The following is a 17,389-nucleotide window of genomic DNA, read 5'->3' on the forward strand; positions in this document are numbered from 1 at the left end:
GATAGCTTTAGGTTCTTAAGTTACTGATTAAGCGGGCCTTACCACCTTTAAGAGCTCCGAGTTAGCAATGGCAATTTGAGCATACTCAGTTACACTCTACCGAGCGCACAATATCTGACCTTTATTTTTTGTTATGTCATTGACAGTATACGACTTAAATACACAACACAACAACAAAACGTGCAATATCGCCGAAGTGAATGTGCCGTGTATGGCTAGCGACATCCACATTTACTAATAACGCGACGGCTAGTCACCAACTGGATTAGGCAGAAGGTCCGCTCCTCGCTCAAAGCGGAAGCAATCCCAAGAACTTGGTCATATTTGAATCTCTTTTAGCAGGCAGCGTTCCGCTGATTCTTCTGCTCTAAACTCAGCCGTTCTGCCAACCAAACTTTAATGAGTGATTGCCGCGTCACGCCAATACGAGCAGCTTCTTGATCTAAAGACTCGACAATCCACAGTGGAAAATCGACATTAATTCGCTTAGATTCCTGATTTACTCGCCGTGCCGTTGAGAGATCGAGATCGTCAATAATATCTTCCTTATTGGCATCAAATTTTTCTTCAAATTTCTTGGTTTTCATAAAGCTCAACCTCTTTCTTTCGTGAGCGTCTCACCGAAATAATGCGGATTTTCTCGCCGCGAAACGTAATGATTGCTGACCAATGCTTTCTTCCAATCATGCCGATGACTATGTATCGCAATTCTTCAGTGTATTTTGTCTTTATTTCTAATAGGTTAGGGTCATCCCAAAGTTTCTGGCCACATTCGAAATCAATGCCATGCTTTAATAAATTCGACAAACTTTTTTCGCGATCATAGTCGAAACTATGAGTATAATGTATTCCTTTTTTACTCACTTCGCAAATCTCCTTATTTGCTGACGTGAGAACATTAGCATTGGTTTTGAGTGCATTAGCTCAAAGCTATAATTGCTCCCAGCTCTCTAAGATTTCTCTGTTTCAAAAATACGACTTTTCAACGCTCATAAAAAAGGCGAGCTAAAAAGCTCGCCTTCTTCATCACATCAAAACCAATTAACGATAAGTATCAACCGCCGGGCAACTACACATCAAATTCCGGTCGCCATACACGTCGTCAATGCGGTTCACGCTTGGCCAGAACTTGTTCGCCTTAACGGCAGCTACAGGGTATGCAGCAAGTTCGCGGCTATATGGGCGTTCCCAGTTCGCATCAACAATGTCTGCCAACGTGTGTGGTGCGTTGTGCAGTGGGTTGTTGTCTTCTGGCCACTCGCCGGCTTCAACGCGTTTCGCTTCTTCACGAATGTTGATCATGGCTTCAATGAAGCGGTCTAGCTCAGCTTTCGATTCAGACTCGGTTGGCTCAACCATTAATGTGCCCGCTACTGGGAAGCTCATGGTTGGGCTGTGGAAGCCGTAGTCTTGCAAGCGTTTTGCCACGTCCATCTCGGTCACGCCACAAGCGTCTTTTAATGGGCGCAAGTCGATAATACATTCGTGCGCAACGCGGTCGTTACGGCCTTTGTACAGAATTGGGTAGTGCTTGCTTAAGTGCTTCGCAATGTAGTTGGCGTTCATAATAGCCACTTCCGTTGCTTCGCGCAGGCCACGTGAACCCATCATCACAATGTACATCCACGAAATTGGCAAAATGCTCGCGCTACCAAATGGTGCTGCAGATACCGCGCCGTTTTCAGCATCGGTGTCCGCAATTTTCACCACACTGTGGTTCGGTAAGAATGGTGCTAAGTGCTTCTTCACGCCAATTGGGCCCATACCAGGACCACCACCGCCGTGCGGAATACAGAAGGTTTTGTGCAAGTTTAAGTGCGATACGTCGGCACCAATGTAACCTGGTGAGGTGACGCCCACTTGCGCGTTCATATTGGCACCATCAAGGTAAACCTGACCACCGTGCGCGTGCACAATGTCACAGATGTCTTTAATGCCTTCTTCGTAAACGCCGTGCGTTGACGGGTAAGTCACCATAATGCATGACAAGTTGTCGCCTGCTTCTTCAGCTTTCGCTTTCAAGTCAGCCAAATCAACGTTACCGTTCTTGTCACAGTCAACCACTACCACGTTCATGCTCATCATTTGCGCTGAAGCTGGGTTGGTACCGTGTGCTGAGCTTGGAATTAAGCAGATGTTGCGATGCGCATCGCCACGGCTTTGGTGATATTTCTGAATGGCTAACAAGCCAGCGTATTCGCCTTGTGCACCTGAGTTTGGTTGCATCGACATCACGTCGTAGCCAGTGATATCCACTAACCACTCAGACAACGTGCTGAGCAATTCAGCGTACCCTTGCGCTTGGTCTGCTGGGCAGAACGGATGCAACTGACCGAATTCCGGCCAAGTGACTGGAATCATTTCAGCGGTGGCGTTGAGCTTCATGGTACATGAGCCCAACGAGATCATGCTGTGGTTCAATGACAAGTCTTTGTTTTCAAGCTGCTTGATGTAACGCAGCATTTCGGTTTCAGAGTGGTAGCTGTTGAATACTGGGTGTTCCAAAATCGCGCTTTCACGGCGAAGTGCTGCCGGAATTGATTCAATTTCACCAGAAGCCACACGTGAATCTAACACGTCAATTTCTAAACCGTGATCAGCACCGAATAACGCTGCGAACAAGGCGTCAACGTCTTGGCGGGTTTTCGCTTCATCTAAGCTCACGCCGAACTGGCCGTTGCCGTCAACGCGCAAGTTAATTTCAGCTTTGTCTGCGCGCGCTAATACGTCAGATGCGTCGCCTTCAAGTTTGAAGGTTAAGGTATCGAACCAATGGTTGTTCAATACTTTCACGCCCTTCTCTTTTAAGCCAAGCGCGACGATGTCGGTCAAACGGTTAATGCGTGATGCGATGGTTTTCAGGCCTTGTGGGCCGTGGTAGACCGCGTAGAACGATGCCATGTTGGCAAGCAATACCTGCGCAGTACAGATGTTTGAGTTCGCTTTCTCACGACGGATGTGCTGTTCACGAGTCTGCATAGCCATACGCAATGCTTGGTTGTCACGGCTGTCTTTTGACACACCGATGATACGACCTGGCAGTGAACGCTTGTATTTGTCACGGGTTGCAAAGAATGCAGCATGCGGGCCGCCGTAACCCATTGGTACGCCGAAACGTTGTGCTGAACCCAGCACCATGTCAGCGCCCATTTCGCCTGGCGATTTCAACAACACAAGGCTCATGATATCTGCGGCAACGGCAACAATACCTTTGTTCGCTTGAATATCAGCAATCAGCTTTTCAATGTTGTGTATTTCACCGTTGCGGTCTGGATATTGCAACAACGCACCGAATACGTCGTGGTTATCGGCTTCGCGCGCTGGTCCAACAATTACGTCAAAACCAAACTGCTCGGCGCGCGTTTTCACCACATCAATCGTTTGTGGGAACACGTTGTCAGCAACGTAGTACGTGTTTGATTTGCTCTTGCTCACACGCTTCGACATGGCCATGGCTTCGGCTGCTGCCGTTGCTTCGTCAAGTAATGACGCGCTCGCCAGTTCAAGGCCAGTCAAATCCATGGTCATTTGTTGGAAGTTCAAAATGGCTTCTAAACGACCCTGAGCAATTTCTGGCTGGTACGGCGTGTACGCGGTGTACCAACCTGGGTTCTCAAGTACGTTACGCAAAATAACGTTCGGTACTAGGGTGTCGTAGTAACCCATACCGATAAATGACTTGTACACTTTGTTCTTGCTCGCGATACCTTTGAGTTTGGCAAGCGCTTCACGCTCGTTCATTGGTTCGCCAACAGACAAAAATGGGTCGCGACGAATCGCGCCAGGAACGGTGTCACGCGTTAGCACTTCGAGTGAGCTAACACCCAACTCAGCCAACATCGCCTTGGTTTCATCAGCACTTGGGCCAATGTGGCGGGCAATGAATTCACCGTGATTTTCTAACTGCTTCAGCGTAGTAGTCGTCATTTACTTCAGGTCCCCTAGCTTCCGGGTGGATACAAGACATTTGAAACACAAAACCCCGGTGCAAGTGACCGGGGCTTAGCAACAAAACGAGCTGTTATTCTTCGTCGATAACTGCTTGATAACCTTCGGCATCAAGCAAGCTTTCAACTTCACTTGGGTCTTCGGCTTTAATTTTGAACAACCAGCCGTCACCAAATGGGTCATTGTTTACAGTTTCTGGTGCATCTTCTAAGTCTTCGTTCACTTCAACAATTTCACCAGCAATTGGTGCATAAATGTCAGAAGCGGCTTTGACTGATTCTGCTACGGCAACGTCGTCACCAGCGGCTACGTTGGCGCCAACTTCTGGCAATTCAACGAACACCATGTCGCCAAGCAAATCTTGTGCGTGCTCAGTGATACCTACTGTGAAAATGCCGTCACCTTCGTTGCGCACCCACTCATGCGTTGATGCGTACTTAAGTTCCTTTGGAATATTGCTCATGTTCTGTTCCTCGTAATTCAATTCTTAAAAAATGATGGCTTAGGCAAGTACTGATTTGCCCTGACGCACGAAGCTTGGTTTGACCACGCTTACTGTAACTAATTTCTTGCGAATTTCCACCTCTGCAGTTTCACCCACAGAAGCTGGTACGCGTGCCATAGCAATTGAGAAACCAAGCGTTGGCGAGAAAGTACCTGAGGTAATTTCGCCTTCACCGCCGTCAACAATCACTTTTTGACCATGACGCAATACGCCTTTGTCTTTCATCACCAAGCCAACCAATTTGGCATGGCCTGCTGCTTTTTGCTGTTCGAGTGCTTCGCGACCGATGAATTTACGATCCGCTGGCTCAAACGCCACGCTCCAGCCCATGTTGGCTTCTAATGGCGTGACTGATTCGTCCATATCTTGGCCGTACAAGTTCATGCCGGCTTCTAAACGCAAGGTATCACGTGCGCCCAAACCACATGGCTGAACGCCAACGTTTAAGAGGTCGTCCCAAAGCTTCTCGACTTTGTCGCCTGGTACGACAATTTCATAGCCTTTTTCACCAGTGTAGCCGGTGGTTGCGATGAAATAGTCGCCCACTTGCTCAGACATAAATGGCTTCATGCCAGCAACCGGTGCGAATGCGTCATCGCCTAATACCAGTTTGAGTTTTTCTTCAGCGTTAGGGCCTTGTAGAGCCAGCATGCCAAGGGTTGGTTGTTCAGTAACGGTGACTTTAAAGTTGCTAGCAACACTGTGGATCCAAGCCATATCGCGCTCACGCGTCGCTGAGTTTACCACCAAGCGATACGATTCATCAGTGAAGTAATAGACAATCAAGTCGTCAATCACGCCGCCTTGTTCGTTCAGCATGCCGCTGTAAAGCGCTTTGCCAGGAACAGTTAATTTAGCCACGTCGTTGGCAAGTAAGTAACGAAGGAATGCTTTGGCATCAATACCGGCAACATCAACAATGGTCATGTGCGACACATCAAATACGCCTGAATCGTTACGTACAGCATTGTGCTCTTCAATTTGTGAGCCGTAATTCAGCGGCATATCCCAGCCGTGGAAGTCCACCATTTTCGCGCCAGCTTTCACGTGCGCGTCATACAAAGGAGTGCGATTTGCCATGACCTAGTTGTCCTTTTTTGTTGTCGAGATGCGAGTTTGCCGCATTCAAAAAATTACCGCGAATTATAGAACTCAAAGCGCCTTGCAACAAATGAATATTACTTATACATTTATAAAAATATTAAATACTAATTTATACTGTATTAAATTAAATTATGAATTTGGCTGTTTTTAGGAGCTCATGATGCAACATTTACCGCTAGAAGCCTTACGTGCGTTCGTCAGCATCTATGAGCTACAAAGTTATACCGCGGCGGCACAGCAGCTAAATCGCTCGCAGCCCGCCATTAGTCTGCAGTTACGGCGCCTTGAAGAGTTGCTTGAAACCTCTTTACTCACGCGTAGCGGTGGGCGTATTCACTTAACGCCAAATGGTACTGAATTACTCGAGCAAGCACGCACACTGCTCGGTTTAAATGATCAAATTATTGCACGCTTCACCGAGCCGGCTGTTTCTGGTCAGGTACGACTGGGCATACCCAGTGAGTTCGCCAGTAAATTATTGCCGCAAGTTTTAGGTCAGTTCGCCCATGCCTACCCCAATGTATCGTTGTCGGTGACATCAGCGCTGAGCAAAGACTTATTGAAAGACGAACAAGTGCATTTTGACTTGGTGATTGCCTTGAAAGAGCCCGATAAACGCATTACTCGTCCCGGTTTGGTGATACTCAAGCAAGAGCCTTTGGTTTGGGTTGGCGCAAATGTTGAGCTTAATTATCAACACGACTTATCGTTGGTAGTTGCACCTGAAGGCTGTATTTACCGGCGCCGTGCACTTGGCGCGTTGCGCCAGGCGAATATTCCTACGCGTATCAGCTATACCAATGCAGACTTTTCCGGTTTAACGGCGGCAATTGAGAGTGGTCTTGGCTTAACGGTGTTGGCGCAAAGCACGGTGCCTGATAACTTGTCGCGCCAGCAGCGTATTGGCCCTATCACATTACCGGAACTCGGCGAAGTGAGTGTTGCCATGTGGCAAGCCGATACCACCAATCAGGCGGCTCGGCAGTTAGCTCAGTTTATTCAAGAACGTATTTAAGCGTTTTGCTGGGTTATTCGCCAAGCGCGGCTTTAATTAGTTGGCGCTTCAATGGCTGAATGCTGTTAGCAGCTTTAAAGCCGATGCCACGCACCAGTTTTGCCAATGGGTTCGCGGTACCAAAACCGCGTTTAAACGTTTCCATAGCAGAAATCATGGTGACCGCTGCAGCTTTGCGCTTACGCTCCCACGTACGCAATTCGCGGTAGTTCGGGGCAGTCGCAAACACCGGTAGCAAATCAACCACATCACCAAAACCTAAGTTTGCGCCCTGTCCCGCCAGCGGGTGAATGCTGTGTGCGGCATCGCCAATTAAGATTAAGCAGTTATCCAACCAACGCTGTGCGTATTGCATGCGCAGTGGGAAGCCAGCACGTTCAGATGCCAGCTCGAGTTTGCCCAAGCATTGATCGCTTGCTGCCTGGAGTTGATTCATAAATGTCTGCGAATCCATCGCGGTGAGTTCTTGCGCCTTTGTTTCATCGGCTGACCACACCAGCGATACTAAGTGCGCATCGTTCAGTGGTAACCAAGCAACAGGACCTGTTGGCAAGAACACTTGGCGGGCAATGCCATCATGTGGCTTCTCGGTTTTAATCACAGCCACAATACCAGTTTGCTCATAATCCCAGAAGCTAAGCGGTAACTTAGCGCGTTCGCGCGTCGGTGAGCGGTTACCATCCGCGGCAATCAGGTAATCGGCTTGCAACTGCTGGTTTGAGCGTAGCTTAACGGTCACTTGTGAAGCGCTCGTTGTATGCTCAACCACTTCATCGTCGGCAATAATTTGTACGCCCTGCTCGGTAGCAACGTCCCACAAGGTTTGCTCAAGCACTTTGTTTTCAACAATAGCACCGAGATCATCAGCGCCAGCTTCTGTCGCTGAAAACTCAATATGACCAAAGCTATCGTGGTCCCACACTTGCATACCGGTGTATGGCCCAAGCCGTTGCTGTGGCAAGCGCTGCCACACGCCTAATTCACGTAACAAGGCGCGGCTGTGATGCGCTAAGGCACTCACGCGTAACTCTGGTGATTCGGTATAGTCAGGGCGGCCACTGCGCTCAATGAGATACACGCGATGTCCCTGCAAACGCAACCCTAGTGAGGCGCTAAGGCCAATCATGCCGCCGCCGACAACTACGATTGTTTGCGCTTTAAATTGTGTACTCATGCGTTACGAAACCCCATGGTTTGGCGCGCGAAAACGTGTCGCAGTGGCGGCAAATTATCGAGCCCGAACAATGCAACATTACGACCCACCACGAGCGGTACATGTTGATTCGAGAAACCTCGCACTAAACTGTCGGTTAGCCCGATAATTCGGCGGTAATCTTGTTGGCGGCGCTCATTGTAGATACTTAGTAAACGATATTGTCCGGGGTCTTGCGCCGTGAGTAATTGCTCACTCAGTTCAATGGCATCGCGCACGCCGAGGTTAAAACCTTGCCCGGCAATGGGGTGCAATGTATGCGAAGCGTTGCCAATAATCACGCTGCGATGACTGATATTTGATTCTGCTAAGTGCAGTTGCAACGGGTATTGAACACGGTCACGTACCGCCACAAAGCGACCGGCTCGATAACCAAACGCTTGCTGGCACGCCGCCACAAACTCGGCATCGGACAATTCCATGGTCTGCTCTGCTTGCTCTGGGTTCAAGCTCCACACCAGCGACGCTTGTTGGTCTGGCAATGGGAGTAACGCAATCGGCCCGGTGTCAGTGAAACGCTCATACGCCCAACCGTTAAGCCCCTCCGATAGCGTTAACGTGGCAATAATGCCAACTTGCTGATAATCGGTATGCTGCATGGCAATACCTGCATCAGCTCGTACCTGCGAGCGCTGACCATCGGCACCAATGAGAAGCTGTGCGTTAAGCTGCGCTTCTTTGTCTTGCTGCTTATAGTGCACCGTAATGGAATCACGTTTGCGTTCGGCGCGCTCAAACCAAGCACCGCCTAGCCACTGAATCGACGCTTCTTGCTGACAAGCTGCATACAGCGCTCTATTTAATGCTGCGGCTGAAATTACTTGCCCCATGGCGGTTACGCCATGCTGCGTAGCGTGCAACCGAGTCATGCCTAGGTGGCCACGATCGCTCACATGAATATGTTCAATAGGGCTTGCTTGCTCAGCCACATGCTGCCATACGCCAATTTGTTCTAACAACGCGACAGTCGCTGCGGCTAAAGCAATGGTGCGCTTGTCTTGTGCGGGGCCTTGCTCTTGCGGTTCTAGTACAGCGATGCGCCAATCTTGACGGCCGCGAGCCAACAGCAATGCAGTCAGCGCGCCGACAAGGCCGCCACCGGCGATAACCACGGAGTAGTTTACTGTGCTTATTTTGCCGTCATCCATTGCTCAATCTCTGCGACAGTTTTAGGCACAGCACTGGTCATATTCTCGTGCCCGTTTTCAGTAATAATCACATCATCTTCAATGCGTATACCGATGCCATGCCATTTTTCATCCACGTTTGGCATACCTTTCGGAATGTAAATTCCCGGCTCAATGGTCAGCACCATGCCCGGCTCAAACTTGCGCTTTTTACCTTCTTGGGTGTAGGTGCCAACATCGTGCACATCTAGGCCAAGCCAATGCCCTAAGCCATGAATCATAAATGGGCGAAATGCTTCGTCATCAACGAGTTTCTTCAGGCTACCTTTTAAAATGCCTAACGCATGCAAACCTTCGGTCAACGCTTTACCTGCGGCCTTCATTGCCGTTGGTAAGTTACTACCTGGCTTTAACGTGGCAAGTGCCGCTTCTTGGGCAGCCAAAACGACGTTGTAGAGCTCTTTTTGTGCGTCAGAGAAACGACCGTTTACTGGGAAGGTTCGTGTGATGTCGCCAGCAAAGCCTTGGTATTCAGCGCCAGCGTCAATTAACAACAAGTCGCCGTCGCGCAGTTCTGACTGGTTCTCAGTGTAATGTAAAATGCAAGCGTTCTCGCCGCCACCACAAATGGTGCCGTAAGCAGGTGATAAGGCGCCGTGCATCGCGAATTCGTGATGAATTTCTGCGGCAACTTGGTATTCAAACTTGCCCGGCTTCGCAAATAACATCGCTCGTTTGTGCGCCTGCACACTAATTCGCGCGGCTTCACGCATCAAATCAAGCTCTGCTGCGCTCTTAATAATGCGCATATCCGCTAACCATGGATTCACATCAACCCATGCCTGTGGTGCTTGATGCCCTTGTTTGGGTGAGGCGCGCAATTCATCCGCGATGGTGTATAGCTGCGCCGCTAAATCAGGTTTATCATGCGGAAAATAGACTGTCTCAGCGCCATCCAGTAAGGCGAACAAATGATCGTCCACATCGTCAATGCTTCCTGCGAAATCGACGCCAAGTGATTCGACTGCTTTGTCGACGCCTAAGCGACGTCCATGCCACACTTCTTCTTGCGGGCTGGTTGGTTGACAGTAAAGTTGCACCGGCGCATCTGCATGCGGCGCTAGCACTAACATCGCATTCGGTTCATTAAAGCCAGTTAAATAGAAAAAATCACTGTCTTGGCGAAATGGAAATTCAGTATCACGACTACGGGTTTGTAGTTGCGCACTTGGTATCACTGCAATGGCGTGCGCCGAAGCTTTTTTTAAACGCGCCAGAAGATGTGCGCGGCGCTTCTGATATTCTTCAATAGTAATGCTCGGAGACATGTGAACCCTACAACGTCGAATGGATATGTGACTCATGCGCTCATGAGGTACTAGTGCAAAACCTTGTTGGTGGCGCAACCGGCACCTGCTTTTAGGCCAAGCTCGTTGAAGCATAACATGGCAGAAATGCGCAAATACTCGACTACCTCAAAATAAGCGCGCTCGGCCTCTTCGTCTTCATCCACCGCGAAATCGAGCTTGGCAATTTCAACCATGTCGTCAATCACTTCGCGAACATCTTCTGAAAGTCCAGTAAGGTTCGTCTGGTTCACGCCAAAGCCCACCAAAAACGACTGCACCCAGCCAATCATGCTTGATAAACGTTCAAACAGCGATTCATGATCACTTGGCAGTAGTAAGTTAAAACCTAAATCGGGGTCACGCATACTGGCACAGATATCGGCAGCCATTTCAGTAACGCGCTCGCGCACGACAGGTTTGAAAGACTGGCCTTCGTGAATCAGGTCGCTGAGCAGCAATAACCAATCATCACCTTCAACACTGGCGCCGCCAGCAATCATGCCGGTGAGAATGCCGTGCACTTCGGCGGCATTAGACAAAATTCCGTTTTGCTCGAAAAACTCGGTTAAACGGTCATAACTTAACGGGTTAGCAGAGCTGCTACCAATTTCTGACATAATCACTGTACTCTTTACGTTCTTTACGCACATCCTACCATTGCAAAGCTATTCAGGCTAGCTGACAAAACCCCGTAGGACGTGCCATAATATGGCTAATTCCAAGCATAAGAATAGTACAAGCACAGAGGAAGCGGCATGACTCAACGCGCCATGGACATAAGATTAATGGAACGTCACTACAAGGTAAATTGCCCACCGGGGCAAGAAGTTGCTTTGCAGCAGGCTGCTGATCGCTTGAATAATAAGCTGGAAACGATTCGTACCAACACCAAGTTGTCGAATCCTGAGCAGATTGCAGTGATGGCCGGGTTAAATTTGTGCCATGAATTTGCGCAAGAAGAGAAACGTCAGCAGCAACGCATCGCTGATCTCGAAGAAAAATTAAAACTCCTGCAAGAAACTCTTGAACAAGTCATGGCGGAACAGCGCCCCGGACGTTAAAATACCCATATTATGACTGCCTGGGATGTGCGCCAGCACGCCGATGTCCCTGAGCCGATGCTAGCAGTAAAGGGGCTCACTGGGCGGCTATTGAGCAAGCTCGACTAGTATCGAGAAGCCTGCGGCCGTTTCAATTGCGCCCCGCCTTGAACCAGTGGGTTCAAGGGCCAAGGCACGCAGCGGCATTCCGGGTAGTCACCCCTTTCGAAAACCGTTATTCGTTATTCGTTATTCGTTATTCGTTATTCGTACAAGATTGTTTTGTCTTTTTCGAATAACGAATAACTAGTAACGATTAACGCTTTTGTTTTTGCTTTTCGCTTTTCACTATTTCGCGGACGTCGGCGAGGAGTTGTTGGGCGTCGTAGATGATGCCATCTTTAATGGTGTAGCGAATGCCCTTCGTGCGCATCGGCTGATTATTTTCATCCAGCTTGTAGTGACCTGTCCCGTACAACACTTTGAAGTTCGCTAGAGGGTTCTCATCAACGATGATGAGATCCGCTTTCTTGCCCGGTACCACACTGCCAATTTCGTCTTCAAGACCAAGTGCTTCGGCGCCGTTTAAGGTCGCGGATTGAATGACTTCAAGGGCATTAAAACCGGCTTCGCGAAGAAGTTCGAGCTCACGAATGTAGCCGAATCCGTAAATTTTGTAGATATAGCCTGCGTCAGAACCTGTCGTTACCCGACCACCATGGTTTTTGAAATCGTTCAAGAAGGTCATCCACAGCTGGTAGTTTTTGCGCCATGCAACTTCTTCGTCGGTGGTCCAATCAAACCAATATGAGCCGTGCGCGTAACGGCTTGGCGTAAAGAATTCCCACAACTGCGGCAGCGTATATTCTTCGTGCCAAATCGCGCGGCGTTCACGCATGAGATCTCGGCTTGCTTCATAAATGGTCAGCGTTGGGTTGATGGTGAAATCAAGCGCAATCAGCTCATCACGTACTTTGTTCCACTGCTCAGAACCAGGCTCTGCCGCTTGCGCCCATAAGCGTCCTGCTTCGCGGAAACGATCCTGCTCGTTGTTGTAGTTATAGTCGGCTGGATAATTCTGAATACGCTGCCCAGTGAACAACGCTTCAGGTAAACCGTACCAGTGTTCCATGCTACCAAGGCCTAAGCGAGCCGAGTCAATCACGCTGGTGCGCACCACATTCAGCTGCGCATGATGCATCATGGTGCCTAGATTTTGCTTTTGAGCTTCATCTAGTGCTGCTGCCATCACTTTGGGCGTTGCTCCGAAGAACTTAATACCGGAGGCGCCTTGACGCTTGATGCTGCGCACCCAATCACGCGCCTGTTCGCCATTAAAAATCGGCTCTTCCGCGCCCATGCCGAAGCCGGCATATGGAATAATGCGTGGTGAAACAATGGCATTTTTCTCAGCTTGTTGTTGATGCCATTTGGTCCAATCTAAGCCGTTAAAACTGCCCGGTTCACGCACGGTGGTAATACCGTGAGCAAGCCATAGCTTGAGTACATATTCTGCTGGAATGCCTTCGGCTGAACCGCCAATGTGGCCATGCATATCAATAAAACCAGGCAACACGTACTTGCCATGGGCATCAATTTCTTGGTCTTTTGGACCAGCAATTGGGCGTCCTTTATCTTTAATGGGTACACCTGGGTAACCCACGCTGACCACATTCACAATGCGATCATCTTCAATCACGATATCCACAGGGCCTTGCGGTGGTGCCCCTTCACCGTTAATCAGCGTTGCACCGCGAATGATGAGTCGGTCGTATGGTCCGGCACCTTGCTCGCCGCGCTCAGGCGCTTTCGGCGGTGCTGCCTGTACCGTCGCGCTGAACGCGACTGAAAGGGTTAACATGCAAAGAAATTGGCGTATCATGGTAAGCACTCACTATTATTTTAATTATGCGTTTTCGCAAGGATATCAGCGCCGTGGCTCAACAGCAATTACGCCGACAACTACTCGACGCACGCGCCAGTCTATCTAGCGCAGCCCGCGATGAAGCGGCGTTGCAGGTAGGCAACCACTTACTACAGTTGCCCGAGCTGCAGCAGCCTTGCCAAATTGGCAGTTATTTTAGTGTGAAAGCTGAGCTGCCCACCCACGCGATCAACGAGCAACTCATGGCGCATAACCATCAATTGTCATTACCAATTCTTCACCCTTTTCGCGCTGGGCACTTGCTGTTTATGCAATTAAACCAAACCACGAAGTGGACGCATAATCGTTTTGGTATTCCGGAACCGGAATTAGATGTACGGCATGTCACGCCACTAGGGCATATCACTATACTATTGGTGCCGCTGGTCGGTTTTGATGCGCACGGCAATCGCATGGGTATGGGCGGCGGGTTTTATGACCGAACTTTGAGTGCGTGGCGACAAGGCAGGGTTAACCTCATGCCGATTGGTTTGGCGCTGGATTGCCAGTACGTTGATGAATTACCGGTACAACCCTGGGATGTGCCTTTGCAAATGGTGATAACACCCTCGAAAGTGTGGGATTTTCGAGCCTAAAACTGTATAATAATCGGCCATAGACAACTGACTATGGATACCGTCATGACCACCTCGCAAGACCAACTGAAAAAGCAAGCCGCTGAAGCCGCCCTGAAATACATTCAACCGAACACAATTGTTGGTGTGGGCACCGGTTCCACCGTTAATTTCTTTATTGATGCCCTTGCCACGATGAAGCACGACATTGAAGCCGCGGTATCAAGCTCAGAAGCTTCCACCGAGCGTTTAAAAGCCCACGGCATTGAAGTGGTTGAGCTAAACAATGTGGCTGACTTGCCGGTTTATGTTGATGGCGCCGATGAAATTGATGAGCACATGCGCATGGTCAAAGGTGGCGGTGGCGCATTAACCCGCGAAAAAATTATTGCTGCGGTTGCTGATAAATTCGTGTGTATTGCCGATGAAAGTAAAGTTGTTGGTCGTCTTGGCTCATTCCCAATTCCCGTTGAAGTGATTCCAATGGCGCGTTCTTATGTGGCTCGTGAAATTGTGAAGCTTGGTGGCGACCCAGTTTGGCGCCAAGGGTTTGTGACGGATAACGGCAATATCATTCTCGATATTCACAACTTTGATATCTTAGACCCTGTTCAACTTGAGCAACAATTGAATAGTATTGTCGGTGTGGTCACCAACGGTCTCTTTGCTAAACGTGGCGCCAATATTGCAATCATCGCAAGCCCTAACGGCTTGCAATTCATGGAGTAGCTATGAATACCTCGGCAACACCGCAAGTATCGCTTGCTAAAGAACGCATTCAAATATTGTTACTTGAAGGTGTGCACGACAGCGCCATTGAAGTACTCAAACAACATGGGTACACCAATATTAAGGCGCTCAAAACATCATTGAATGAAGATGAGCTCTGTGAAGCGATTAAAGACGTTCATTTTTTAGGTATTCGCTCACGCACACAATTAACCCCGAAAGTATTTGCTGCCGCCGATAAACTGGCTGCGGTTGGCTGCTTTTGTATTGGTACTAATCAAGTTGATCTTGAAGCAGCACGCGATAACGGCGTGGTGGTATTCAATGCCCCATTCTCAAATACGCGCAGTGTCGCGGAGCTTGTGCTCGCTGAAATCATCATGTTGCTGCGCCGTATTCCGCAAAAGAATGCCGTAGCGCACCGCGGTGGCTGGGACAAAGCAGCCAAAGGCTCTTTTGAAGCACGCGGTAAGGTACTTGGTATTATCGGCTACGGTCATATCGGTAGCCAATTGAGTATTCTTGCTGAGCAACTCGGCATGCAGGTGCGTTACTACGATATTGAAACTAAATTATCACTTGGTAACGCATTGCAAGTGCGGCGTCTTGATGATTTGTTAAAGCAAGCAGATGTGGTAACTCTGCACGTGCCTGAAACGCCGCAAACGCAATGGATGATTGGCGCTGAGCAGTTGGCAAAAATGAAGCCTGGCTCGGTGTTAATTAACGCCTCACGCGGTACGGTGGTAAAAATCAACGCGCTGGCTGATGCCCTTAAGTCAGAGCATTTGGCTGGTGCTGCCATTGACGTGTTCCCAGTTGAACCGAAAGGCAATGATGAGCAATTTGAATCGCCTCTTCGCGGTATCGACAGCTGTATTTTGACACCTCACATTGGTGGCTCAACTGAAGAAGCTCAAGAAAACATTGGTATTGAAGTGGCGGGCAAACTGGTGCGTTATTCCGATAACGGCTCGACCTTATCGGCGGTGAATTTCCCGGAAGTTGCATTGCCTGCGCATGAAGGTTCGCGCCGCTTGCTGCATATTCACCAAAACCGACCAGGTATGCTCACGCGCATTAACCAAATATTGGCTGAACAGAACATCAACGTATCCGGTCAGTATCTACAAACCGACAGCAAGGTTGGTTATGTGGTCATTGATATTGAAACGCCACCGAAAAGTACCATCGCCGACGATTTACTCATTGCCATGCGCAATATTGAAGGCACGATTAAAGCGCGGGTGCTGTATTAATTAAAAAAGCCGATGCAGTGCATCGGCTTTTCATCTTAATATTTTGCTTATTGCTTGCCTTTGACCGTTTGTTCCATCGATTCTGGTGAAACGTGACGGACATCTTTTCCTTTCACAAAGAAAATAATGTACTCAGCAATGTTCTGGCAACGGTCACCGATGCGCTCGAGTGAACGTGCTGACCACAGTACGTTCATCACCTTTGGAATACCGCGTGGATCTTCCATCATATAGGTCATCAACTGACGTGTGAGTGCTTCATATTGACGGTCGGCTTGCGCATCCATTTGATGCACCTCGAATGCGGCGTTTAAATCCATACGCGCAAACGCATCCAGCACGCCTTGTAACATCGCTAGAACTTGCTGACCAAGATTCTCAAGGCTCACCAAAAACTGCTGCTGATCGTTGTTGAAGCTCTCTAATGCAACGCGAGCAATGCGCTCGGCTTCATCACCAATACGCTCAAGATCTGAGATGGTTTTGAAGATAGCAATAATCAATCGCAAGTCGCTCGCCGCTGGCTGGCGTTTCGCAATGATCTGCACACAAGCTTCATCAATTTGTACTTCAAGTGCGTTAATTTTGTAATCGCGCTGAAGAATTTGCTCAGCCATTTCATGATCAGACTTCTCGATGGCATGCAATGAATCACGCAGTTGTTGCTCAACCAAACCACCCATATTGAGTACTTGGTTACGAACCGCTTCAAGCTCTTCATTAAATTTACCGGAAATATGCCGGCTCATATTCATTTTATCCATTGCCTGCTCCTATTAACCGTAACGACCGGTAATGTAGTCTTCCGTTTGTTTTTGCGCTGGCGTGGTAAACAACGTATTGGTATCAGCGTACTCAATCAGTTTACCCATGTACATAAACGCTGTTTGATCAGACACCCGTGCAGCTTGTTGCATGTTGTGTGTGACGATAACCACAGTGTACTTTTCTTTCAGCTCGGTGATGAGCTCTTCGATGGTTAGCGTTGAAATTGGATCCAATGCTGACGTTGGTTCATCCAACAACAATACTTCTGGCTCAATCGCAATGGCGCGCGCGATAACCAAACGCTGTTGCTGACCACCAGATAAGCCAAATGCTGATTCGTTGAGACGATCTTTTACTTCATCCCATAACGCTGCACCTTTAAGCGAGCGCTCAACCACTTCGTCAAGTGTACGACGGTCGTTTACGCCTTGTAAGCGCATTCCGTAAACCACGTTTTCATAGATTGATTTCGGGAATGGGTTCGGGCGCTGGAATACCATACCAACACGGCGACGCAACTCAGCAACATCCACATTCTTGTCGTAGATGTTCTTGTCATGCAACAAGATTTCACCTTTCACGCTGCAAATTTCAACCAAATCGTTCATGCGATTAATGCAGCGCAATAATGTTGATTTACCACAGCCTGATGGTCCGATAAATGCGGTAACGCGATTCTTCGGAATGTTCATTGAGATATCATACAGCGCTTGAGCTTCGCCGTAGTGCAAATTCAAATTGCGAATTTCTAACGCTGTTTGCTCAGGCGTCAAATTTTCTAAGTCTAACGACTCGACATTGCTAGCATTCGGAGTTACCGAAATCATAGTAGT

At 48.8% G+C, this 17,389-nt stretch carries 17 protein-coding genes and 1 other RNA gene; 6 read left to right on the forward strand and 12 right to left on the reverse strand.

All coding sequences use genetic code 11. The features are described 5' to 3' along the window. Positions 1 to 335: 335 nt before the first annotated feature. From brnA to gcvT, 5 genes are all read right to left on the reverse strand, one after another. Complete coding sequence (brnA, locus tag D3795_RS06040; RefSeq protein WP_156267083.1) at positions 336 to 587, reverse strand: type II toxin-antitoxin system BrnA family antitoxin; 252 nt, start codon at positions 585 to 587, stop codon at positions 336 to 338. After that, a complete protein-coding gene (locus tag D3795_RS06045; RefSeq protein ID WP_310942455.1) occupies positions 568 to 864 on the reverse strand; it encodes a BrnT family toxin in 297 nt (98 codons plus the stop codon). The genes brnA and D3795_RS06045 overlap by 20 nt, the downstream gene beginning before the upstream one ends. 177 nt (positions 865 to 1,041) lie before the next feature. Further along, positions 1,042 to 3,927 (reverse strand): aminomethyl-transferring glycine dehydrogenase, encoded by a 2,886-nt coding sequence (gene gcvP / locus D3795_RS06050; RefSeq protein ID WP_156267085.1) that lies wholly within the window; start codon positions 3,925 to 3,927, stop codon positions 1,042 to 1,044. A 94-nt stretch (positions 3,928 to 4,021) separates the two neighbouring features. Continuing rightward, positions 4,022 to 4,411, reverse strand: a complete 390-nt coding sequence (gene gcvH, locus D3795_RS06055; protein ID WP_126760240.1) for a glycine cleavage system protein GcvH — start codon at positions 4,409 to 4,411, stop codon at positions 4,022 to 4,024. A gap of 39 nt (positions 4,412 to 4,450) precedes the next feature. Further along, positions 4,451 to 5,533, reverse strand: coding sequence for a glycine cleavage system aminomethyltransferase GcvT (gene gcvT, locus D3795_RS06060; protein WP_156267087.1), 1,083 nt, complete (start codon positions 5,531 to 5,533; stop codon positions 4,451 to 4,453). A gap of 181 nt (positions 5,534 to 5,714) precedes the next feature. Between gcvT and D3795_RS06065 the strand changes: the two genes are divergently transcribed. Beyond that, a complete protein-coding gene (locus D3795_RS06065; RefSeq protein WP_310942454.1) occupies positions 5,715 to 6,572 on the forward strand; it encodes a LysR family transcriptional regulator in 858 nt (285 codons plus the stop codon). A 13-nt stretch (positions 6,573 to 6,585) separates the two neighbouring features. Here the strand turns inward: D3795_RS06065 and D3795_RS06070 are convergent, their stop codons facing one another. Genes D3795_RS06070 through D3795_RS06085 form a run of 4 tightly spaced genes read right to left on the reverse strand, consistent with a single transcriptional unit; the run spans position 6,586 to position 10,878 of the window. Continuing rightward, complete coding sequence (locus D3795_RS06070) at positions 6,586 to 7,746, reverse strand: UbiH/UbiF/VisC/COQ6 family ubiquinone biosynthesis hydroxylase (protein WP_156267089.1); 1,161 nt, start codon at positions 7,744 to 7,746, stop codon at positions 6,586 to 6,588. Beyond that, complete coding sequence (gene ubiH / locus D3795_RS06075; RefSeq protein ID WP_156267091.1) at positions 7,743 to 8,933, reverse strand: 2-octaprenyl-6-methoxyphenyl hydroxylase; 1,191 nt, start codon at positions 8,931 to 8,933, stop codon at positions 7,743 to 7,745. The genes D3795_RS06070 and ubiH overlap by 4 nt, the downstream gene beginning before the upstream one ends. Continuing rightward, entirely contained in the window at positions 8,915 to 10,240 is a 1,326-nt protein-coding gene (pepP, locus tag D3795_RS06080; RefSeq protein ID WP_156267093.1) for a Xaa-Pro aminopeptidase, read from the reverse strand. The genes ubiH and pepP overlap by 19 nt, the downstream gene beginning before the upstream one ends. A gap of 50 nt (positions 10,241 to 10,290) precedes the next feature. Continuing rightward, a complete protein-coding gene (locus D3795_RS06085; protein ID WP_156267095.1) occupies positions 10,291 to 10,878 on the reverse strand; it encodes a UPF0149 family protein in 588 nt (195 codons plus the stop codon). Positions 10,879 to 11,016: 138 nt separating this feature from the next. On the opposite strand from D3795_RS06085, the gene D3795_RS06090 reads away from it, so the two are divergent. After that, positions 11,017 to 11,322, forward strand: coding sequence for a cell division protein ZapA (locus tag D3795_RS06090; RefSeq protein ID WP_156267097.1), 306 nt, complete (start codon positions 11,017 to 11,019; stop codon positions 11,320 to 11,322). A gap of 14 nt (positions 11,323 to 11,336) precedes the next feature. Then, positions 11,337 to 11,520, forward strand: a non-coding RNA gene (gene ssrS, locus D3795_RS06095) — 6S RNA. A 97-nt stretch (positions 11,521 to 11,617) separates the two neighbouring features. On the opposite strand, the gene D3795_RS06100 is transcribed toward ssrS, so the two are convergent. After that, positions 11,618 to 13,162 (reverse strand): amidohydrolase family protein, encoded by a 1,545-nt coding sequence (locus tag D3795_RS06100; RefSeq protein ID WP_310942453.1) that lies wholly within the window; start codon positions 13,160 to 13,162, stop codon positions 11,618 to 11,620. Positions 13,163 to 13,236: 74 nt separating this feature from the next. On the opposite strand from D3795_RS06100, the gene D3795_RS06105 reads away from it, so the two are divergent. From D3795_RS06105 to serA, 3 genes are read left to right on the forward strand one after another with little or no spacing between them, the layout of a single operon-like run. Further along, positions 13,237 to 13,821, forward strand: a complete 585-nt coding sequence (locus D3795_RS06105; protein ID WP_173020999.1) for a 5-formyltetrahydrofolate cyclo-ligase — start codon at positions 13,237 to 13,239, stop codon at positions 13,819 to 13,821. 45 nt (positions 13,822 to 13,866) lie between these two features. Then, positions 13,867 to 14,529: a ribose-5-phosphate isomerase RpiA gene (rpiA, locus tag D3795_RS06110; RefSeq protein WP_156267103.1), complete on the forward strand. Its 663-nt coding sequence runs from the start codon at positions 13,867 to 13,869 to the stop codon at positions 14,527 to 14,529. 2 nt (positions 14,530 to 14,531) lie between these two features. After that, positions 14,532 to 15,788 carry a phosphoglycerate dehydrogenase gene (gene serA / locus D3795_RS06115; RefSeq protein ID WP_156267105.1) on the forward strand — a complete coding sequence of 419 codons (1,257 nt, stop codon included), beginning with the start codon at positions 14,532 to 14,534 and terminating at the stop codon, positions 15,786 to 15,788. Positions 15,789 to 15,835: 47 nt separating this feature from the next. Here the strand turns inward: serA and phoU are convergent, their stop codons facing one another. Both phoU and pstB read right to left on the reverse strand, forming a co-directional pair. Then, complete coding sequence (gene phoU / locus D3795_RS06120) at positions 15,836 to 16,552, reverse strand: phosphate signaling complex protein PhoU (RefSeq protein WP_156267107.1); 717 nt, start codon at positions 16,550 to 16,552, stop codon at positions 15,836 to 15,838. Positions 16,553 to 16,564: 12 nt separating this feature from the next. Further along, positions 16,565 to 17,383 carry a phosphate ABC transporter ATP-binding protein PstB gene (gene pstB / locus D3795_RS06125; RefSeq protein ID WP_156267109.1) on the reverse strand — a complete coding sequence of 273 codons (819 nt, stop codon included), beginning with the start codon at positions 17,381 to 17,383 and terminating at the stop codon, positions 16,565 to 16,567. Between the last annotated feature and the right edge of the window lie 6 nt (positions 17,384 to 17,389).

This window comes from Pseudidiomarina andamanensis, from assembly GCF_009734345.1.
Classification (GTDB): Bacteria; Pseudomonadota; Gammaproteobacteria; order Enterobacterales; family Alteromonadaceae; genus Pseudidiomarina; species Pseudidiomarina andamanensis.